The sequence below is a fragment of the Pelomicrobium sp. G1 genome, from assembly GCF_051905455.1.
Classification (GTDB): domain Bacteria; phylum Pseudomonadota; class Gammaproteobacteria; order Burkholderiales; family UBA6910; genus Pelomicrobium.
The window spans coordinates 236220-257149 of the sequence record NZ_JBQACR010000002.1; the positions used below are offsets into that span (position 1 = coordinate 236220).

18 protein-coding genes are annotated in these 20930 nt (G+C 67.2%); 17 read left to right on the forward strand and 1 reads right to left on the reverse strand.

The genetic code is table 11. From position 1 onward, the window contains the following. Window positions 1-90: 90 nt before the first annotated feature. From mnmG to ACTFO6_RS03355, 17 genes are all read left to right on the forward strand, one after another. Window positions 91-1998 carry a tRNA uridine-5-carboxymethylaminomethyl(34) synthesis enzyme MnmG gene (mnmG, locus tag ACTFO6_RS03275; protein WP_439933009.1) on the forward strand — a complete coding sequence of 636 codons (1908 nt, stop codon included), beginning with the start codon at window positions 91-93 and terminating at the stop codon, window positions 1996-1998. 35 nt (window positions 1999-2033) lie between these two features. Then, entirely contained in the window at window positions 2034-2633 is a 600-nt protein-coding gene (gene rsmG / locus ACTFO6_RS03280; RefSeq protein WP_439933010.1) for a 16S rRNA (guanine(527)-N(7))-methyltransferase RsmG, read from the forward strand. A gap of 33 nt (window positions 2634-2666) precedes the next feature. Further along, the gene (locus ACTFO6_RS03285) at window positions 2667-3452 is read left to right on the forward strand and encodes a ParA family protein (protein WP_439933011.1); all 786 of its coding nucleotides are present in this window, start codon (window positions 2667-2669) and stop codon (window positions 3450-3452) included. A 13-nt stretch (window positions 3453-3465) separates the two neighbouring features. Beyond that, window positions 3466-4323, forward strand: a complete 858-nt coding sequence (locus ACTFO6_RS03290) for a ParB/RepB/Spo0J family partition protein (protein ID WP_439933012.1) — start codon at window positions 3466-3468, stop codon at window positions 4321-4323. 165 nt (window positions 4324-4488) lie between these two features. Beyond that, the gene (locus ACTFO6_RS03295) at window positions 4489-4860 is read left to right on the forward strand and encodes an ATP synthase subunit I (protein ID WP_439933013.1); all 372 of its coding nucleotides are present in this window, start codon (window positions 4489-4491) and stop codon (window positions 4858-4860) included. Further along, entirely contained in the window at window positions 4857-5612 is a 756-nt protein-coding gene (gene atpB / locus ACTFO6_RS03300) for a F0F1 ATP synthase subunit A (protein ID WP_439933014.1), read from the forward strand. The genes ACTFO6_RS03295 and atpB overlap by 4 nt, the downstream gene beginning before the upstream one ends. Window positions 5613-5648: 36 nt before the next feature. After that, window positions 5649-5942 (forward strand): F0F1 ATP synthase subunit C, encoded by a 294-nt coding sequence (gene atpE / locus ACTFO6_RS03305; protein ID WP_439933015.1) that lies wholly within the window; start codon window positions 5649-5651, stop codon window positions 5940-5942. Between the two features lie 37 nt (window positions 5943-5979). After that, window positions 5980-6450 (forward strand): F0F1 ATP synthase subunit B, encoded by a 471-nt coding sequence (locus ACTFO6_RS03310; RefSeq protein WP_439933016.1) that lies wholly within the window; start codon window positions 5980-5982, stop codon window positions 6448-6450. A 7-nt stretch (window positions 6451-6457) separates the two neighbouring features. Next, window positions 6458-6994, forward strand: coding sequence for a F0F1 ATP synthase subunit delta (locus ACTFO6_RS03315; protein ID WP_439933017.1), 537 nt, complete (start codon window positions 6458-6460; stop codon window positions 6992-6994). 60 nt (window positions 6995-7054) lie between these two features. Beyond that, window positions 7055-8596: a F0F1 ATP synthase subunit alpha gene (atpA, locus tag ACTFO6_RS03320; RefSeq protein ID WP_439933018.1), complete on the forward strand. Its 1542-nt coding sequence runs from the start codon at window positions 7055-7057 to the stop codon at window positions 8594-8596. Between the two features lie 26 nt (window positions 8597-8622). Beyond that, complete coding sequence (gene atpG, locus ACTFO6_RS03325) at window positions 8623-9516, forward strand: F0F1 ATP synthase subunit gamma (RefSeq protein WP_439933019.1); 894 nt, start codon at window positions 8623-8625, stop codon at window positions 9514-9516. 154 nt (window positions 9517-9670) lie between these two features. Further along, window positions 9671-11050, forward strand: a complete 1380-nt coding sequence (gene atpD, locus ACTFO6_RS03330; RefSeq protein WP_439933020.1) for a F0F1 ATP synthase subunit beta — start codon at window positions 9671-9673, stop codon at window positions 11048-11050. 9 nt (window positions 11051-11059) lie between these two features. Beyond that, complete coding sequence (locus ACTFO6_RS03335; RefSeq protein ID WP_439933021.1) at window positions 11060-11488, forward strand: F0F1 ATP synthase subunit epsilon; 429 nt, start codon at window positions 11060-11062, stop codon at window positions 11486-11488. A gap of 143 nt (window positions 11489-11631) precedes the next feature. Continuing rightward, on the forward strand, window positions 11632-13005 hold the full coding sequence (glmU, locus tag ACTFO6_RS03340; RefSeq protein WP_439933098.1) for a bifunctional UDP-N-acetylglucosamine diphosphorylase/glucosamine-1-phosphate N-acetyltransferase GlmU: 1374 nt from the start codon (window positions 11632-11634) through the stop codon (window positions 13003-13005). A gap of 51 nt (window positions 13006-13056) precedes the next feature. Beyond that, window positions 13057-14886, forward strand: coding sequence for a glutamine--fructose-6-phosphate transaminase (isomerizing) (gene glmS, locus ACTFO6_RS03345; protein ID WP_439933022.1), 1830 nt, complete (start codon window positions 13057-13059; stop codon window positions 14884-14886). Between the two features lie 519 nt (window positions 14887-15405). Further along, on the forward strand, window positions 15406-17760 hold the full coding sequence (locus ACTFO6_RS03350) for an HDOD domain-containing protein (protein ID WP_439933023.1): 2355 nt from the start codon (window positions 15406-15408) through the stop codon (window positions 17758-17760). Between the two features lie 97 nt (window positions 17761-17857). Next, entirely contained in the window at window positions 17858-20038 is a 2181-nt protein-coding gene (locus ACTFO6_RS03355; protein WP_439933024.1) for a putative bifunctional diguanylate cyclase/phosphodiesterase, read from the forward strand. Between the two features lie 573 nt (window positions 20039-20611). Here ACTFO6_RS03355 and ACTFO6_RS03360 read toward each other — a convergent pair. Continuing rightward, window positions 20612-20923 carry an endonuclease domain-containing protein gene (locus tag ACTFO6_RS03360; protein ID WP_439933025.1) on the reverse strand — a complete coding sequence of 104 codons (312 nt, stop codon included), beginning with the start codon at window positions 20921-20923 and terminating at the stop codon, window positions 20612-20614. Window positions 20924-20930 lie beyond the last annotated feature (7 nt).

Sequence of the window (20930 nt, forward strand, 5' to 3'; positions counted from 1 at the left end):
GGCCCAGTTTCACGTGAAACCCGAGCCGTCCTGATTGGGCGACCCCCGCGATTGCAGTATCATTGGCAGCCCAATGATTGCGGTTGCGCCATGGAGTATCCCACCCATTTCGACGTGATCGTCGTCGGCGGCGGGCACGCGGGCACCGAGGCGGCCCTGGCGGCGGCCCGGGCCGGAGTCCGCACCTTATTGCTCACCCATAACATCGAGACCCTGGGGCAGATGTCCTGCAACCCTTCCATCGGCGGCATCGGCAAGGGGCACCTAGTGAAAGAGATCGACGCCTTGGGGGGCGCCATGGCGGCGGCCACCGACGAGGCGGGGATCCAGTTCCGCATCCTGAACGCCAGCAAAGGGCCGGCGGTGCGGGCCACCCGGGCCCAGGCGGACCGGGTGCTCTACAAGCAGGCCATCCGCCGGCGGCTGGAAAACCAGCCCAATCTGTGGCTGTTCCAGCAGGCGGTGGACGACCTGCTCCTGGAAGGCGAGCGGGTGACGGGGGTGGTGACCCAGTTGGGGCTTCGTTTTGAGGCCCGGGCCGTGGTGCTCACCACCGGCACTTTCCTGTCCGGCCTGATCCACGTGGGCTTTACCAACTACCAGGCCGGCCGAGCAGGGGACCCGCCGGCCCTGACCCTGGCCGCCAGGCTGCGGGAGCTGAAGCTCCCCGTGGGACGCCTGAAGACCGGGACGCCGCCCCGCATCGACGGGCGCACGGTGGACTTTTCGGTGATGGAGGTGCAGCCCGGGGACGATCCACCCCCCGTCTTCTCCTTCCTGGGGGATCCGGCCCAGCACCCCCGGCAGCTTCCCTGCTGGATCGCCCATACCAACGAGCGTACCCACGAGATCATCCGGAGCGCCCTGGACCGCTCCCCTTTGTACTCGGGCAAGATCCAAGGGGTCGGTCCCCGGTACTGTCCCTCCATCGAGGACAAGGTGGTGCGGTTCGCGGCCAAGTCCTCCCATCAGGTTTTCCTGGAGCCCGAGGGACTGACCACCACCGAGCTCTATCCCAACGGGATCTCCACCTCGCTACCCTTCGACGTGCAGCTGGCGGTGGTGCGCTCCATCCGCGGCCTGGAGAACGCCCATATCACCCGGCCCGGCTATGCCATCGAATACGATTATTACGATCCCCGCTGGCTCAAGAGCTCCCTGGAGACGAAGCAGATCGAGGGGTTGTTCTTCGCCGGGCAGATCAACGGCACTACGGGCTACGAGGAGGCAGCGGCCCAGGGCCTCCTCGCCGGCATCAACGCGGCGCTCCAGGTCCAGGAGCGGGAGCCCTGGAGCCCACGCCGGGACGAGGCTTACCTGGGGGTCCTGGTGGACGACCTCATTACCCGGGGCGTGACCGAGCCCTACCGCATGTTCACCAGCCGGGCCGAGTACCGCTTGAGCCTGCGGGAGGACAACGCGGATCTGCGCCTCACCGAAACCGGGCGGCGGCTCGGCCTGGTGGACGACGGGCGCTGGGAGCGCTTCTGCCGCAAGCGCGACGCCATTGCCCGGGAGCAGGAGCGGCTCAAAAGCACCTGGGTCAACCCCCGCCTGCTGGACCCGGAGGTGCAGGCGCGTCTCTTCGGCAAGTCTCTGGAGCGGGAGGCCTCCGCCCTGGAGCTGTTGCGGCGCCCGGGGGTCACGTACCGGAGCCTGATGACTCTGCCCGGGGTGGGGCCCGGGCTGGAGGACGCCCAAGCCGCCGAGCAGGTGGAGATCCAGGCCAAGTACTACGGGTACATCGAGCGTCAGAAAGACGAAGTGGAGCGCCAGCGCAGCCTGGAATCGACCCGCCTGCCCGAGGACCTAGACTACACCACGGTGCGCGGGCTGTCGGTGGAGGTGCAGCAGAAGTTGAATCTCCACCGGCCCGAGACCCTGGGCCAAGCGGCCCGGATTTCGGGGGTCACCCCGGCCGCCATCTCCCTGCTGCTGGTACATCTCAAGCGGGGTTTCTCCTGCACGCCAGGGCGAGCACAGAAGAGGCGGGCCTGAGGGAAGCCCGGCTCCTGGAAGAGGGGCTTGCCCGGTTGAGCCTCGCGCTGGCCCCCGAACGGGTCCAGCGCCTTCTCGACTACATCGCCCTGCTGGCGAAGTGGAACCGGGTGTATAGCCTCACGGCGATCCGCACACCGGCCCGCATGGTCACGCACCATCTGTTGGATTCGCTTGCGATTTTGCCCTTGATCGAGGGGGCGCGGATCGCGGACGTGGGCAGCGGGGCGGGACTGCCGGGAATTCCCTTGGCCATCGCCCGGCCGGGGCTGGAAGTGACCTTGATCGAAAGCAGCCAGAAGAAGGCGGCGTTTCTCGTCCAGGCGAAGGCGGAACTGGGGCTCGCCAACGTGACCGTGGAGCGGCGCCGGGTGGAAGCTTGGGTGCCCCACATCCCCTTCGATGGGGTCGTGTCCCGGGCTTTCGCGGCGCTGCCGGAATTCCTGCGGCTGGCGGGCCACCTGGTCCGCAGCGGCGGACAAGTGCTGGCGATGAAAGGAGAATATCCGGTGGAGGAGCTGGGGGGAATCCCTCCCGGCTACCGGTTGGAGCGGGTGGCGGCCCTGGGGGTCCCGGGCCTGGAAGCGGCCCGGCACGTGGTGCTACTGCGCAAGGAAGCGGGGCCGGGGGCCTGACCCGGATGTGGCACGAAAGAGGATAGAGGGAGAATGGTACGGATCCTGGCGGTCGCGAACCAGAAAGGGGGGGTGGGGAAGACCACCACCAGCGTCAACCTGGCGGCCAGTCTGGCGGCGGCCTCCCGCCGGGTGTTGCTGGTGGACCTGGATCCCCAGGGCAACGCCACCATGGGCAGCGGCGTGGACAAGCGCAAGCTTTCCCGCACCGTCTATCACGTGCTGTTGGGTCAGGCGACGGTCAAGGAAGTCCTCGTCATCGGACAGTCCTGCGGCTATCACCTGCTCCCCGCCAACCGGGAGCTGGCGGGGGCGGAGGTGGAGCTGGTGGAATTGCCCGACCGGGAGTCGTGCCTGAAACGGGCGCTGGCGGAGGTGGAGGAGGACTATGACTTCATTTTTCTCGATTGCCCGCCGGCCCTGAACCTGCTCACGGTCAACGGGCTGACCGCTGCCCACTCGGTAATGATTCCGATGCAGTGCGAGTACTACGCCTTGGAGGGATTGTCCGACCTGGTGCAGACCATCCGCCGGGTGCGGGCCCATCTCAACCCGCGCCTGGAGATCGAGGGGCTGCTGCGCACCATGTTCGACCCGCGCAACACCCTTTCCCTGCAGGTATCGGCTCAATTGGTGCAGCATTTTGGCGACAAGGTTTACCGCACCGTGATCCCGCGCAATGTGCGGCTGGCGGAAGCCCCCAGCTTCGGGGTGCCCGTGCTGCAGCACGACCGGACCTCTAAAGGATGCCAGGCTTACCTGGCCCTGGCCGGGGAGCTGCTCAACCGGCACCCGGCGCCCCCGTCCGGCCAAACCTGAGAGAGCACCCATCATGGCAAAAGCGAAAGGATTGGGGAGGGGGCTGGACGCCCTCCTCGACGCCACTGGACAAGCCTCCCCCTCAGAGGACCTGCGGACCTTGGCGGTGACGACGCTGCGCCCCGGGCGCTACCAACCCCGGGTCCGGGTGGACGAAGAATCTCTCCGGGCCCTGGCGGACTCCATCAAGGCGCAAGGAGTCATGCAGCCCATCCTGGCTCGCCCCCAGGGGGACGGGCACTACGAGATCATCGCCGGCGAGCGCCGCTGGCGCGCCGCCCAGTTGGCGGGGCTCAGCGAGATCCCAGCCGTGGTGCGGGATGTCCCGGACGAGACGGCCCTCGCCATGGCGCTGATCGAGAACATCCAGCGGGAGGACCTGAATCCCCTGGAGCAGGCCCGGGGGATCCAGCGCCTGACCGACGAGTTCGGCATGACCCACCAACAGGCGGCCGAGGCCTTGGGGTACTCCCGTAGCGCGGTTACCAATCTGTTACGGCTGCTCAATCTGGCTCAGCCGGTGCAGGAGATGCTGCTGGAGGGCAAGCTGGACATGGGCCACGCCCGGGCGTTGCTTGCTCTTTCGGCGGCCCAGCAAGTTCAAACCGCCCGCCTCGTGGTGGCGAAGCAGCTCTCGGTGCGGGATACCGAGCGCCTGGTCCAGAAACGCGGCGCGGTCCCTGAAGCGCCCAGGGCCCGGCGGATCGACCGGGACGTGCGCCGGCTGGAGGAGGAGGTATCCGAGGCCCTCGGGGCCAGGGTGGAGATCAAGCCGGGCGCCCGGGGCCGCGGGCGAGTAATTTTCCACTATGCCACCCTGGAGCAGTTGGATCACCTGTTAGGGAGGCTAAGGGGCGGTCCCCGTCATTAGTGCGGCGCAACATGAAGGGTCCGGCAACAAGCTATTGATAATATAATGTTTTCCTTCGCGCCCCCGACTTATCAAGCGCTATTGCCGTTGACGGCTTTTAGAGCCGCCCAGTAGAATTTCAAGTCTTTTGCGTGGGCTTGCCGCCGAACGGACGCCCCTCGGGCCGTGAATCGTACGATCGCACGAGTCATCTACGCCCAGATCGCGGTCACCGTGCTCGGCGCGCTGCTCGCGGCCGTCTGGGGAGGGAAATGGGCGGCGGCATCGGCCAGCGCTGGCGGAGCCATCGGCTTCGTCCCGAGCCTCGTCTACGCGATGACGGTTCGGGCCGCCGCCGGGGGGACGCTGGAAAAGCAGTGGCGGGCCGGGTATGTGGCGGAGTTCCTGAAAATCGTCGTCACACTGGCGCTCTTCGCGGCGACCTTCATCGGTTTCGCGGAACTCAAGTTCTGGCCCCTGTTTCTGACCTACCTCGGGACCCAGGGAGCCTATTGGCTGATTTTATGGTTTGACGTTCCGGTCATCAAACAACAATGAGCACACAAGCGCCTCAGTCCGCCTCCGAATACATCATCGGCCACCTGACCAACGCCAAGATCGGCAGCGGCTTCTGGACCCTGCACGTCGACACCCTGTTCTTTTCCGCCCTTCTGGGCGCCATCGTTTTCGGCCTGTTCTACAAGGCGGCCAGGAACGCCACGGCCGGCGTTCCCGGCAAATGGCAGAACTTCGTCGAATGGCTGGTGGAGTTCGTCGACAGCCAGGTGAAAGTGATGTTCCACGGCAAGAGCGAGCTGATCGCACCCCTCGCCCTCACCATTTTCGTGTGGGTCTTCATCTGCAACGCCATGGACCTGCTGCCGATCGACATCCTGGCGGTCTTCGGCGTGCACATGAAGCTAGTGCCGACCACCGACCCCAACATGACCTTCGCCATGTCGATCTCGGTGTTCCTGCTCATGATCTACTACAACTTCAAGATCAAGGGGATCAAGGGCTTCCTGCACGAGGTTACCCACGCGCCGTTCGGCAAGTGGCTGGCGCCGGTGAACGTTCTGTTCCGCATTATCGAGGACCTGTCGAAACCCCTGTCCCTGGCGCTGCGGCTTTTCGGCAACATGTACGCGGGCGAAATGGTGTTCATCCTGATCGCCCTGCTGCCGTTCTACATCCAGCCGCTCTTGTCCTGGCCGTGGGCCGTGTTCCATATCCTGATCATCACGCTCCAGGCCTACATCTTCATGATGCTGACCATCGTCTATCTCAGCATGGCCCACGAGACCCACTGATTTCGCTTTCTTTGACCATCAACTTCGGGAGAAAAAATGGAAACAATCGCAATTCTTGGCAACGTTCACGGCCTTGCGATGATCGGTGTGGCCCTGATGCTGGGGCTGGGGGCGCTCGGCGCCGCCGTCGGCGTGGGCCTGCTGGGGGGGCGCTTCCTGGAGGGGCTCGCCCGCCAGCCGGAGCTGATGCCCATGCTCACCGGCCGCTTCTTCCTGGTGGCGGGCCTGGTGGACGCCGTGCCCATGATCAGCGCGGCGATGGGCCTGTACGTGCTGTTCGCCGATCCCTTCGGCTTCCTCGCGGTGGTGCAGAGGGCCGCCGGCGGCTGACCGGCCGGGCCCCGGGGAACTTGAAAGGAGCGCTCCAGTGAACATCAACGTAACGATCATCGGGCAGATGATCACCTTCATCCTGCTCGTCGTGTTCACGATGAAGCTGATCTGGCCCTACCTGATGCGGGCCATGGAAGAGCGCCAGAAGCGGATCGCCGATGGCCTCGCGGCGGCGGAGCGCGGCAAGCACGAGCTCGAGCTGGCGGGCAGGCGTTCGTCGGAGATCCTGCGGGAGGCCAAGCACCAGGCCGCCGAGATCCTGGCTAACGCCGAGCGCCAGTCCGCCCAGCTCATCGAGGAGGCCAAGGCCGCCGCCAAGCAGGAAGGCGAGCGGCTCATCGCCAGCGCCAAGGCGCAGATCGAGCAGGAAGTGTTCCGCGCTAAAGAGGCGTTGCGGCAGCAGGTGGCGGCGCTGGCGGTCGCGGGCGCCGAGAAGATCCTGCGCCGGGAGGTGGACCCCAAGGTCCACCGGGACATCCTGACCCAGATCGAGAAGGAGCTGTAGGCGCGCCATGGCCGAGCCTATCACCATCGCACGGCCCTACGCCGAGGCCGTATTCAAGCTGGCAGCCGAGCAGCAGGCCCTCGCCCGCTGGTCCGAGATGCTGGCGCTGGCGTGCGCCGTGGCCGAGGATCCGCGCGTGCGCACCCTGCTGGGCAATCCCCTGGTTACCCGCAAGCAGCTCGCCGACCTCTTCCTCGGCATCTGCGGCGAGGGGCTCACCGCCGACGCCCGCAACTTCATCCTGGTGCTGATCGAAAACGGCCGCTTGGCGCTGCTGCCCCAGATCCGGGAGCTCTACGAGGATCTGCGGCGGCAACGGGAGGGCGTGCTGGAGGTGGAAATCGAGTCGGCCTACCCGCTGGACGAAGCCCAGAAGGCCGAGCTGGTGCAATGGCTCAAGAAGAAGTACGGTCGCGAGGTGAGCGCCGGGGTGAAGGTCGAACCGGAGCTGATCGGCGGGGTGCGCATCCACGTGGGCGACGAGGTGCTGGACGCTTCGGTGCGCGGCAAACTGGAGGCCATGGCGGCGGCCCTGGCGGCCTGAGGCGGTGGAATTGACGCCGGCGCTGCTTGAGAGCGGCGGCGAAACTTTCGAGGAGTGACCATGCAGCTTAATCCTTCCGAGATCAGCGAGCTGATCAAGAGCAAGATCCAGAGCCTGGCGGTGACGGCCGAGACGCGCACCGAAGGCACGGTGGTGTCGGTGACCGATGGCATCGTGCGCATCCACGGGCTGGCCGACGTGATGCAGGGGGAGATGCTGGAGTTTCCCGGCAACACCTTCGGCCTGGCGCTCAACCTGGAGCGGGACTCGGTGGGAGGCGTGGTGCTGGGCGACTACGAGCACATCACCGAGGGCGACACGGTCAAGTGTACCGGCCGCATCCTCCAGGTGCCGGTGGGACCCGAGCTGATCGGGCGCGTGGTCAACGCCCTCGGACAGCCCATCGACGGCAAGGGACCGATCAACGCCAAGCTCACCGACCCCATCGAGAAGATCGCCCCGGGGGTGATCTGGCGCAAGTCGGTATCCCAGCCGGTGCAGACCGGCTTGAAGGCCATCGATTCCATGGTGCCCATCGGGCGCGGCCAGCGGGAGCTCATCATCGGCGACCGCCAGACCGGCAAGACCGCGGTGGCGGTGGACACCATCATAAATCAGAAGGGCAAGGACCTCTTCTGCATCTACGTGGGTATCGGCCAGAAGGCCTCCACCATCAAGAACGTGATCCGCAAGCTCGAGGAGCACGGGGCGATGGACTACACCATCGTGGTGGCGGCCTCCGCTTCCGAGTCGGCGGCCATGCAGTACATCGCCCCTTACGCCGGCTGCACCATGGGCGAGTACTTCCGCGACCGGGGCCAGGACGCTCTCATCATTTACGACGACCTGACCAAGCACGCCTGGGCCTATCGCCAGATCTCCCTGCTCCTGCGCCGCCCGCCGGGCCGGGAAGCGTACCCGGGCGACGTGTTCTACCTCCACTCCCGGCTGCTCGAGCGTGGCGCCCGGGTGAACGAGGCCTACGTGGAGCGGTTCACCAAGGGCGAGGTCAAAGGCAAGACCGGTTCCCTCACGGCGCTTCCCATCATCGAGACCCAGGCGGGCGACGTGACGGCGTTCATCCCGACCAACGTGATCTCCATCACCGACGGGCAGATCTTCCTCGAGACCGATCTCTTCAACGCCGGCATCCGGCCCGCCATCAACGCCGGCATCTCGGTGTCGCGGGTGGGGGGCGCGGCCCAGACCAAGGTGATCAAGAAGCTGGGCGGTGGCGTGCGCCTGGCGCTCGCCCAGTACCGGGAGCTGGCGGCCTTCGCCCAGTTCGCCTCCGACCTGGACGAGACTACCCGCCGTCAGCTCGAGCGCGGCCGACGGGTCACGGAGCTGATGAAGCAGCCCCAGTACTCGCCCCTGTCGGTGGCCGAGATGGCCCTCACCCTGTACGCGGTGAATAACGGCTATGTGGACGACATCGACGTCAAGCAGTGTCTCGCCTTCGAGGCGGGCCTGCGCGCCTACATGAAGAGCCAACATCCCCAGATCCTGGCGAAGATCGAGGAGACCAAGGACCTGGACGCGGACACGGAAAAGCAGCTCGCGGCGGCCATCGAGGCGTACAAGAAGACCGCCACGTTCTGAGGAGCCGTTCGAAGGAGGATCGCGCCATGGCCGGAGGCCGCGAGATACGCAACAAGATCAAAAGCATCAGGAACACGCAGAAGATCACCAAGGCGATGGAGATGGTGGCCGCCTCCAAGATGCGCAAGGCCCAGGAGCGCATGCGTGCCTCGCGCCCCTACGCCCTCAACATCGCCCGGGTGATGATGCATCTGGCCCGGGCCAACACCGAGTACAAGCATCCGTTCCTGATCAAGCGGGAGACGGTGCGGCGGGTGGGCATCATCGTGGTCACCTCGGACAAGGGGCTGTGCGGGGGCCTGAACACCAACGTGTTGCGCCTGGCGGTGAACCAGATGAAGGAGTGGCAGGCGCAAGGGATCGAGATCGACGTGTGCGCCATCGGCAACAAGGGCTTCGGCTTCATGCAGCGCATGGGCGCCAACATCGTCTCCCACGTCGTCAACCTGGGCGACACGCCCCACCTGGAGAAGCTGATCGGGCCGGTCAAGGTGTTGCTGGATAGTTACAGCGAGGGCCGCATCGACGAGCTGTACGCCTTCTACAACCGCTTCGTCAACACCATGCGCCAGGAGCCGGTGCAGGCCCAGATGCTGCCCATTCCCCAGCAGATCACCGACTACGAGGGCAAGCCGATCGCCGGCTTGGCCGGCACGGGGCTGTGGGATTACCTCTACGAGCCGGAGGCTAGGCCGCTGCTCGATGCGGTGTTCACCCGCGCCACCGAGGCCGAGCTGTACCAATACGTGGTGGAGAACATGGCCTCGGAGCAGAGCGCTCGCATGGTGGCCATGAAGGCGGCCTCCGACAACGCGGGGAACCTGATCGACGAGCTGACCCTGATCTACAACAAGACCCGGCAAGCGGCCATCACCAAGGAGATTTCGGAGATCGTCAGCGGCGCGGCGGCGATCTCGTGAGGAGGCGCCGCTGACGATCGGGCGAGGCTAACGTGAGCGGCAGCGAGCGTTACGACGAGACCAGATCGCCGAAAGCGCGGCGGCGATCTCGTGAACGAGGTGCCGGCGGCGCCCGCCCCGGTGAGCAGGGTTTCATCGCTTTGAGGAAAGGACCATGACCGAAGGAACGATTGTCCAGTGCATCGGCGCGGTGGTGGACGTCCAGTTCGACCGCGAGCACATGCCCCGCGTCTATGACGCCCTCACCATGGACGAGATCGGGCTGACCCTGGAGGTGCAGCAGCAGTTGGGCGACGGGGTGGTGCGCACCATCGCCCTCGGTTCCTCCGACGGCCTGCGCCGCGGCATGAAGGTGAAGAACACCGGCGCCCCCATCTCGGTACCGGTCGGGCCCAAGACCTTGGGGCGCATCATGGACGTGCTGGGCCGCCCGATCGACGAGGCCGGCCCCATCGGCGCCGACAAGACCATGCCCATCCATCGCAAGGCGCCCAGCTTCGAGGAGCTCTCCCCTTCCCAGGAGTTGCTGGAGACCGGCATCAAGGTGATCGACCTGATCTGCCCCTTCGCCAAGGGGGGCAAGATCGGACTCTTCGGCGGGGCCGGCGTGGGCAAGACCGTCAATATGATGGAGCTGATCCGCAACATCGCCATCGAGCATTCCGGCTACTCGGTGTTCGCCGGCGTCGGCGAGCGTACCCGGGAGGGCAACGACTTCTACCACGAGATGAAGGAATCCCAGGTGCTGGACAAGGTGGCCCTGGTCTACGGCCAGATGAACGAGCCCCCCGGCAACCGGCTGCGGGTCGGGCTGACCGGCCTCACCATCGCCGAATACTTCCGCGACGAGGGCCGGGACGTGCTGCTGTTCATCGACAACATCTACCGCTACACGCTCGCTGGAACGGAGGTGTCGGCGTTGCTCGGCCGCATGCCCTCCGCCGTGGGCTACCAGCCCACCCTCGCCGAGGAGATGGGCAGGCTCCAGGAGCGCATCACCTCCACCAAGACAGGCTCCATCACCTCGATCCAGGCGGTGTACGTGCCGGCGGACGACCTGACGGATCCCTCGCCCGCCACCACCTTCGGCCACCTGGACGCCACCGTGGTGCTCTCCCGGGACATCGCCGCCCTGGGGATTTACCCCGCCGTGGACCCCCTGGACTCCACCTCGCGCCAGGTGGACCCCAACGTGATCGGGGAGGAGCACTACAACACTACCCGCGCCGTGCAGGCGACCCTGCAGCGCTACAAGGAGCTGCGCGACATCATCGCCATCCTGGGCATGGACGAACTCTCCCCCGAGGACAAGCTGGTGGTGGCCCGGGCCCGCAAGATCCAGCGCTTCCTGTCCCAGCCCTTCTTCGTCGCCGAAGTGTTCACCGGCAGCCCCGGCAAGTACGTGCCCCTCAAGGAGACCATCCGCGGCTTCAAGATGATCGTCAACGGCGAGTGCGATCATCTGCCGGAGCAGGCGTTCTACATGGTGGGCACCATCGACGAAGCGTTCGAGAAGGCGAAGACGCTCCAGTAAGGAGGCTCCATGGGAACCACTATGCACGTGGAAGTGGTAAGCGCGGAGGAGTCCATCTATTCCGGCCCCGCCGAGTTCCTGGTGGCGCCGGGCGAGATGGGGGAGCTTGGCATCTACCCGCGCCACACGCCGCTCCTCACCCGGATCAAGCCGGGGGCACTGCGCATCAAGGTGCCGCTCAAGGACGAGGAGGAGATGGTGGTGGTCTCGGGCGGCATTCTGGAGGTCCAGCCGAGCGGTGTGACCGTGCTGGCGGACACCGCGGTGCGCGCCGCCGACCTGGACGAGGCCAAGGCGCTGGAGGCGAAGCGAGCGGCGGAGGAGGCGCTGCAGAACAAGACCTCCAAGCTGGAGATCGCCAAGGCCCAGGCGGAGCTGGCCGAAGCCGCCGCCCAGCTCGCCGCGATCCAGAGGCTGCGCAAGGCGCGCAAAGGGTAATTTTTTTGCCCCCTCCCGAGTCTACGGAAGGCAGCCTGCAGGCTGCCTTCGTCACTTATACTGCCTAGGGTGCTTCGAGCTCGCGGCAAGCCGGGACCGAGCCTCGAAGATTGACAGGCATCGTTCTTGCTCTTGCTTTCGCCATGACCGCCCTCGACATCGCCATCCTCGCCGCCGGCAAAGGGACCCGCATGCATTCCCGGCTGCCCAAGGTGCTCCATCCCCTGGCGGGACGGCCGCTGCTCGCCCACGTGATGGAGACCGCCCGGCGGCTCGAGCCCCGGACCCTCTGCGTGGTCTATGGCCACGGAGGGGAGCAGGTGCCCGAGGCCCTCGCCGGCTGCGACGCGGTTTTCGTGCGCCAGGAGCCCCAGCTCGGCACCGGCCACGCCCTGGCGACCGCGCTGCCCCACTTGCATCGCACCGGCGTGGTCCTGGTGCTCTACGGCGACGTGCCCCTCATCGGGGAGGCGACCCTACGGCGCATGCTGGAAGGGCGAGCCGACGAGCGGCTCACCCTGCTCACGGCCGAAGTGGACGACCCGGCGGGGTATGGGCGCATCGTGCGCGACAGCGCCGGGCAGGTGGTGCGCATCGTGGAGCACAAGGACGCCTCGGCCCGGGAGCGCTCGATCCGGGAGATCAACACCGGCATCCTGGCGGCGCCCGCCCGCAGGCTCGCCCAGTGGCTGGCGCGGCTCGGTACCGACAACGCCCAAGGCGAGTACTATCTCACCGACGTGGTGAAAATGGCGGTGGAGGAAGGCTTCCCGGTCGCCACCGTGCAGCCGGAGACGGTGGAAGAAGTCCTCGGAGTCAACAGCAAGCGCGAGCTCGCGACCCTCGAGCGCCGCTACCAGCGGCGGCAGGCGGAGCGCCTGATGGCGCAAGGGGTGACCCTGCTGGACCCCGAGCGCATCGATGTCCGCGGCGAGCTCACCTGCGGGCGCGAGGTGGTGATCGATGTGGGCTGCGTGTTCGAGGGGAACGTCCTGCTGGGGGACCACACCCGGGTGGGGCCCTACGCCGTCCTGCGAGACACCCGCATCGGCGCCCGGGTGGAAGTGCTGCCTTACACCCTGATCGAAGGGGCCGAGGTGGGCGACGACTGCCGCATCGGTCCTTACGCCCGGCTGCGTCCGGGGGCGCGCCTGGCCGAGGAGGTGCACATCGGCAATTTCGTCGAAGTCAAGAACAGCGAAATCGGCCGGGGGAGCAAGGCCAATCATCTAGCTTACGTGGGAGATGCCGCCGTGGGTCGTGACGTGAACATCGGCGCCGGCACCATCACCTGCAACTACGATGGGGCCCAGAAGCACCGCACGGTAATCGAGGACGAAGCCTTCATCGGCTCCGACACCCAGCTCGTGGCCCCGGTCAGGGTGGGCAAGGGGGCGACCCTGGGGGCCGGCACCACCCTCACCCGGGACGCCCCGCCCGGCAAGCTCACCCTCTCCCGCGCGCCCCAGGTGACGGTGGAGAACTGGAAACGGCCGGTGAAAAAAGGCGAAAAGTGAGGCTGGAAAGAGTGGGTCCGGGGTTTTTGACTTCCTTGATCTTTTCCTGACATGTGCGGAATCGTAGGCGCCGTAGCGCGGCGAAACGTGGTGCCCATCCTGCTGGAGGGCTTGCGCCGCCTGGAGTACCGCGGCTATGACTCGGCGGGGCTTGCCGTCATCGACGGCGGGCTTAAGCGGCTGAGGAGCGTGGGCCGGGTGGCGGAGCTCGCCCGGCGGGCGACGGCAGAGGGCCTGAACGGCCGCCTGGGCATCGCCCATACCCGCTGGGCGACCCACGGCGCCCCCACCGAGCGAAACGCCCACCCCCACGTGAGCGGCAACGGCCTGGCGGTGGTGCACAACGGCATCATCGAGAACCACGAGGCCATCCGCCGGCGGCTGACGGAGGCCGGCTACGCGTTCGTATCCGACACCGACACCGAGGTCATCGCTCACTTGATCGAGCATTACTTGCGCAAGGGCGAGAGCCTGTTCGACGCCACCCGCCGGGCGGTGGCCGAGCTCCACGGCGCCTATGCCATCGCCGTCGTCTCGGCGGACGAGCCCGAGGGGCTGGTAGTGGCGCGCCAGGGGGCGCCCCTGCTGCTGGGGCTGGGCGAGGGGGAAAACTTCGCTGCCTCCGACGCCTCCGCCCTGCTCCAGGTAACCCAGCGCATGATTTACCTGGAGGAAGGGGACGTGGCCGAGCTGGGACTCGACCGCTACCGGATCGTGGACGCGGCGGGCCACGCGGTGGAGCGACCGGTGCACCTGTCCCAGTTGACCGCCGACGCGGTGGAGCTGGGGCATTACCGCCACTTCATGCAGAAAGAGATCTTCGAACAGCCGGGGGCGGTGGCGGCGACCCTGGAGATGGTGACCGGCGCCTCCTCCCTCTCGCCCCAGCTCTTCGGCGTGGATGCCCAGGAGGTGCTGGCGCGGGTGAACGCCGTCACCATCGTCGCCTGCGGCACCAGCTTCCACGCCGGCCTGGTGGCCCGCTACTGGATCGAGCGGGTCGCCCGCATCCCCTGCAATCCGGAGATCGCCAGCGAATACCGCTACCGGGACAGCGTCCCCGACCCTGACGCCCTGGTGGTGGCCATCTCCCAGTCGGGGGAGACCGCCGACACCCTGGCGGCCCTCGGCCACGCCAAGGCCCTGGGACACCGGCACACCCTGGCCATCTGCAACGTGCCGGAAAGCGCCCTCATCCGCCAGGCGGACCTGCGCTTCCTCACCCGGGCGGGCCCGGAGATCGGGGTCGCCTCCACCAAGGCCTTCACCACCCAGTTGGCCGCTCTGTTCTTGCTCACCCTGGTGCTGGCCAAGCTGCGCGGTCGGCTCACCCCCGAGGAGGAAAGGCGGCACATCGCGGCGCTCCGGCACTTGCCTTCGGCGCTCTCCCGGATCCTGGAGCTGGAGCCCAGGATCGTGGAGTGGTCCCAGCGATTCGCCGAAAAGGAGCATGCCCTGTTCCTCGGCCGCGGCATCCACTATCCCATCGCCATGGAGGGGGCGCTCAAGCTCAAGGAAATCTCCTACATCCACGCCGAGGCCTATCCCGCCGGGGAGCTCAAGCACGGGCCGCTGGCCCTGGTGGACCGGAACATGCCGGTGGTGGCGGTGGCGCCCAACGACCTCCTGCTGGAGAAGCTCAAATCCAACCTCCAGGAGGTGCGGGCCCGTGGCGGGGAACTCTACGTCTTCGCCGACGCCGACAGCCAGATCCAGGAGAGCGAGGGCGTGCACATCATCCAGATGACCGACCATGCGGGGCTGCTCAGCCCCATCCTGCACGTGCTCCCGCTCCAGCTCCTGGCCTACCACGTGGCATTGCAGAAAGGCACCGACGTGGACAAGCCGCGCAATCTGGCCAAGTCTGTGACCGTCGAGTAGCCCGGCTCGGAGCCCGCCCGCCGGTGCCATCTCCACAAAAATTAACTTAATTTTCAGAGCTTATGCTTGATGGGAGGACCCCTTTGGGCCAAGCTTGGGGCTAGGCCACCGGTTTTCTTGCCTCGCGAAGCCGGCCCACGGGGCGGGTTCCATTTGAGCCCGCGGTGAATGGAATGGCTAACCGGCCATTCACCGCCATCCCGTTCCCCTCTTCTGCTGGGAGAGAGGGAGAGAGGGCGGGGAGAGGGTCGAGCGTCTTCGGTTCATGACGCTTGGCGAGCCATAAGAGGAAGCGTCTTCGCGGCGCTTCGTTAAAAACTTATAAACGCTACAAGTGGGGGTTCGTCATGATTTCGGGACCGGGCGCTGCCCGGGCGCTCACCGCAGTCAGGGCGGCGCCGGGCCGGGGCATGGGCGCCGGCCTCGCTGAACCCTTTACCACCGTCATGGCCGGATTTGCCTCCGGGACCCGCCGCCGGGGCTTCGGTCTTCCTGGAATCCCCTGGGGGCGAGGATCGAGTGGGTAGCACGCGCCCTTCCCCGCCGAAGCAGAATCCAGAGCCGCCCGAGGAATCCACGGGCGGGTCCAGTCACGTCTCCGAGCTGGAGGCCCGGCTCGTCGATTCGGTGGTCCGGCGGACCCGGATCATCCGCCTGCCGGCCCTACCCCAGGTGATCGACCGGGCGCTCAAGGCCCACCGGGAAGGGACGGAGACGAACAAAACGGCCGAGTGGCTCCTGCTGGAGCCGGTCCTGGCCCTGCGGGTGCTAGAGGCCGGTGCTAGCATGGCGTTCTCTGCCGGGGCCGGGGGCGCCCCGTCCATGGAGCGGCGCATTGCCGCCCTGGGACACGAGGCCGTCCGGGCCCTCTTGTTGAGCGCGGCCCGGGCGTCCCTGACCCCCCGCCGGGCCCCTCTCTCCCCCGAGGCGCTGGGCGGCTACTGGAGCCATTGCGTGCGAGTTGCCCTCATCGCCCGGGCCTTGGCGGAGGCGGCGGGCTACGAAAGCCAGGAGGAGGCTCACCTGGCCGGACTCCTACACGATTCGGGCGCGCTGCTGCTGGCGACCGCCGTGCCCGATACCTTCCGCTCCCTGGTGGACCAGAAGGCGTGGGCCGAAACGGAAGGCATCCCCGAACAGGCGGGGCGGCTCGGCACGATTCACGCCGATATCGGCGCCCGATTCTTGGATGGGCTCGACCTTCCCTTCCCCTTGCGCGACGCGGTCCTGCTCCATCACGCCCCGGGCGTGGAGCTGGAGGGGACCCACCTGCTGGTGCGCATCGTCCGCTCGGCCGAGTCCCTGGTGCGGCAGCCCGCCTCCGAAAGCCGGCGGGGGCTCGCGGCGGATTTGCTGGGAATTCCCGCAGCGTCGGTGCAGACCGCCCTGGAGCGCGCCGCGCGGGCATTCGAAGCGGTGTTGCGAGGCCTGAACCTGGCGACGCTGCCGCCGCCCCGCTACGAGGAAGAGGCCATTTCCCGCTCTTTCGTCGACACCCGGGCGCTCACCGAGACCCTGGTGGGGCGGGTGGTGGAGGAGGCGAGGCGGCCGGAAGCGCGGGACAGGATCCCGCCGCAAAGAGAAGAACCCGTCCGGGCTGCGGGCGAACCCCAGGGCGGATCCCAGGGGCCGCCCCCCATGGCCTCGGCGGCCGCCTCCCTGCTGGAGCAGGTGCTGGAGGACGCCCTCCAACTCGAGCTGACGGTTCCCTTGCAGGCCCTGGACCGGGTTCCCCTGGGATTGGGAACGCTCATGCCCCTGCTGGCCGCCGTGGCGGGGATCAAGCGTTTCCTCCTTTTCCTACCCGCCGAAGGCGAGGCCGTCTGGCCCGGATGGAAGGTGGAAAGCGGGGAGGTGGCCCGTTTCCAGCTCGATCTCTCCCCTGCCGTGGCCCATAGCCTGGTGGCCCGGGCGGCCCGGGAGGGCACCACCGTCGTCTCCTACGAGGCGGGAGGCCTTAAGCGGCTCATGGGCCTGGATGTGCAGATCGCCCGGGCCCTAGGGGCGGAAGCCCTCGCCGCCCTGCCGTTGAAGGAGGCGGGTGCCCCTGCCCGGGGGGTGTTGGTGCTTCCCGTCCCGGCGTTGCAGGCGGCGGAGTTCGAGGAGATCCTGCCCTTGCTGGAAGAAGTGGCCCGCAAGCTGGCCGCCGCGGCTCGCCGCGGGAGGAAGGAAGCCGGTCCGGCCGAAGCCCTTCCCCTGGAGGCCTTGCAGGCTTCCATCCGGCGCCTGGTCCACGAAGCGCGCAATCCCCTTTCCGCCCTCAAGACCTATCTGGAGATCGCCCGCGGCCGTACGAGGGCCGGGGAGAACGTGGAAAAAGATCTGGAAATGGTCGGTCACGAGATCGACCGGGTCGCCCGGCTGCTGGAGCGCATGGGCCAGCCCGAGGAAGAGGCCGCCCCGGAAGGAGGGCTCATCGACATCAACCGCATGGTGGAGGAGTTCCTTCTGGTTTACCGGGAACCCCTGTTCGCCCAGCGGGGCATTCGGGTCGACCTGGAGCTGGACCGGGGACTGCCGCCCGTGCGCACCGACGCCCGCATGCTTAAGCAGGTGTTGCTCAACCTGCTGAAGAACGCCTCCGAAGCCGTGCCGGAGGGCGGCCGGCTGCGGATCACCACCTCGGACCTGGTCAACTACGAGGGCCAGATGATGGTGGAGATCGCGCTCGCCGACACCGGGCCGGGCATCGCTCCGGAGAAGCTCGCCACCCTTTTCACCCCGCCCGCCGAAGCCGCCCTGGCGGGCCGGGGGGTGGGGCTGGCCAACTCGCTGGCATTGGTCAAGACTATGGGGGGTCACCTGGCCTGCCACAGCCGGGTGGGCGCGGGCACCACCGTGCGCATCCTCCTTCCCCGGATCACCCAGGGGTAAAAGTAGAAACGGTTCTTTCGATGACCGGATGAAAGCGATTCCATGACCCAGGACCCCCCGTCGGCCCAGACCTTCGCCCGCTCGAGCTGGTTCGCTCATGCCGATCATTGATGGCCTGCCCCAGTGGCCCTCCCTGCCGGAGGCGGCGCCGGAGCCCTTGCGGCTCCTGGTGGTGGAGGACGACGCCTCCGTGCGCAATGCCATCCTGGCCCTGATCGCCGGCGAGGCGCGGGAGGTGCGGGCCGTGGACACGGGCGCTGCCGCCGTGGAGCTGCTCGCCCGGGAGCCCGTGGACGTCGTGCTCCTCGACATCAACCTGCCCGACATGACCGGGCTGGAGGTCCTGCGCCGAGCCCGGGAGGCAGGGCTCAAGGTCATGGTCATCGTGGTGAGCGGCGACGACAGCATCGACTCCGCCATCGCCGCCCTGCGGCTCGGGGCCCACGAGTACATCCGCAAACCCTTCGAGCCCGCGGCGCTCCAGCGCAGCGTGGACAACGCCCTGACGGCGCGCCGACTCGCCCTGGAGAACAGCCTCATGCGGGCGCGGCTGGAGCACTCCGAGCGCCTCTATCGCTCCCTGGTGGACCACTCGCCGGACCTGATCTTCGCCGTGGACCCCGAGGGCCGTTTCTGGTACGTGAACGAGCGCTTCGGCACCCTGCTCGGCTACTCCAGGGAAGAGCTCACGGGTGCCCACTACTCGACCATCGTCCACGAGGACGACCTGGCCCGCGCGGCCCGGGTGTTCCACGAACGCCGCATGGGGGAGCGGGCCACCCGCAACGTGGAGCTGAGGTTCAAGGGAAAACCCGTCCAGGACAGCGGCCCGGCGGAACCTGCCTCAGTGATCGTGTCGGTGAGCGCGGTGGGCCTCTACGGCCCGGGCGCCGAAGGCGCGCCCCTGGCGCGGCGCTTCGTCGGTACCTACGGGGTGGCGCGGGACATCACGGCGCGAAAGCGCGCCGAGCAGATCATCGCTTTCCACGCCTACCACGACGCCCTGACGGGGCTGCCCAACCGGGCCCTGTTCCTGGACCGCCTGAAGCAGGCCATCGCCCACGCCCGGCGCCACCAGCGCCGGCTCGGGGTGCTCTTCGTGGACCTGGACCGCTTCAAGCTGGTGAACGACACCTACGGCCACCTGAAAGGCGACCTGCTGCTGCAGCACACCGCGGCGCGCCTGCGCAAATGCCTGCGCAGCACTGACACCCTCTCCCGCATCGGCGGCGACGAGTTCCTGGCCCTGGTCCCCGACCTGGAAGCCCGGGAAGACGCCCTGGCCGTGGCGAAGAAAATCCTTCACGAGCTGAACCAGCCCTTCTTCCTGGGCGACGGGGAATTCACCATCGGCGTGAGCATCGGTATCGCCGTGCACCCCGAGGACGGGACGAGCGAGGAAGACCTGATCCGCAACGCCGACATCGCCATGTACCACGTGAAGCGCCGGGGCAAGAACGCCGCCGCTTTCTTCTCCCCGGACATGAGCGCTTCCTTCAGCGAGCGCATCCAGCTCGAGAACGACCTGCGCGGCGCCCTGCAACGGGCCGAGCTGGAGCTCCACTTCCAGCCGATCCACAACGTGCGCACCGGCGGCATCGAGCGGGTCGAGGCCCTGCTGCGCTGGCGCCACCCGGTCCACGGCCTGCTGGCGCCGGGCCGCTTCATCTCCATCGCCGAGGAGACGGGGCTGGTCCACGCCATCGGCGACTTCGTACTCCAGTCAGCCTGCGCCCAGCTTGAGCGCTGGCGCGCGGGAGGCTTCGCCGACCTGGGGGTGGCGGTCAACCTCTCGCCCCGGGAGTTCGACCGCATCGACCTGGTGGAGCGGGTGATCGGCGCGGTGGAGCGGCATCGCCTGCCGCCCCACGCCCTGGAGGTGGAGATCACGGAGAACGTGCTCATCGAGGACGTGGACGCGGTGGCGCGCAAGGCGGCGCTCTTGAGGGAGCACGGGGTGGGCATCGCCATCGACGACTTCGGCACCCGCTACTCGTCCCTGGCCTACCTGCAGTCGCTGCCCATCAGCGCCATCAAGATCGATCAGGCCTTCGTGCGCGATCTCGGGCAAAAGCGGGAAAGCCATGCCATCGTGGCGGCGATGATCGGCATCGCCCGGGGGTTCGGCCTTGGCTTCGTGGCCGAGGGCGTGGAACGGGCCGAGCACCTGGAGTCCCTCGCGGGGCTGGGATGCGACGTAATGCAGGGGTTTTTCTTCAGCCGCCCCATGCCGGCGGCGCAGATGGACGCTTACCTTGCCCGCCATCGGATGGGTTAAGCCACCTCGGCCGAAACTCCAAGCGCTTCTTTCGGCGACTGCTTTGCCTACGCGCTTGCCGAGGTAGCGGGCGAGCCGCTGCTGTTCGAGGGAGAGGACTTTCTGCACACGGACGTCACGCCGGCCACGCTCGACCTTTAGCCTGTGGCTGCGCGGTCAGACGCCAACGGCGGAGGCGATGGATAAGGTGAGCGTTTCACAGGCGCCGATGAAACTGTAAAGCCTTCGGTGACGCGAAAACCTCCTCGCCTTCAAAAGGGAAGCCGAGAAGGGGAGATAGGTGCATCGGGCACAAGAGCCGTAAAGCGGCAAACCTCGAAACCCATCCCCACCCTGACCCTCCCCTTGAAGGGGAGGGGACCCCATCCCCACCCCAGCCCGTCCACGGCCCGGCAGGCTCGTGTCCTCCTCCCCCTTCAAGGGGGAGGCCGGGAGGGGGATGGGTGCCTGTGGGCGCAGAGCAGTGCTCTGCGAAACCCCCGCTCCGCCCCCTTGAAGGGGAGGAAACGCGCTCCATGCGCCGCGGCGCCCGCCACTGGCGGCGCAGGAAGAAGTTAGAAAGTTCCTTCCCCTTCAAGGGGAAGGACAGGAAGGGGATGGGTGCAACGCCTGCAAGATGCGCTCGAGCACGGCCTCCGTCTCCTGCAGCACTTCGTTGTTCCAGAAGCGAAGCACTCGAAACCCTGCCGCTTCGAGCGCCGCGGTGCGTGCCGCATCCTGGGCGAGGGCCTGGGCGTGTTGCGATCCGTCCACTTCGACAATCAGTTTTTGCTCCAGGCACACGAAATCGAGGATGTAATTTTCGAATGGGTGCTGACGGCGGAACTTCACCCCCAGTTGTTCGCGCCGTATGCGATGCCAAAGCTTTCTTTCTGCGTCGGTCATGCTTCGG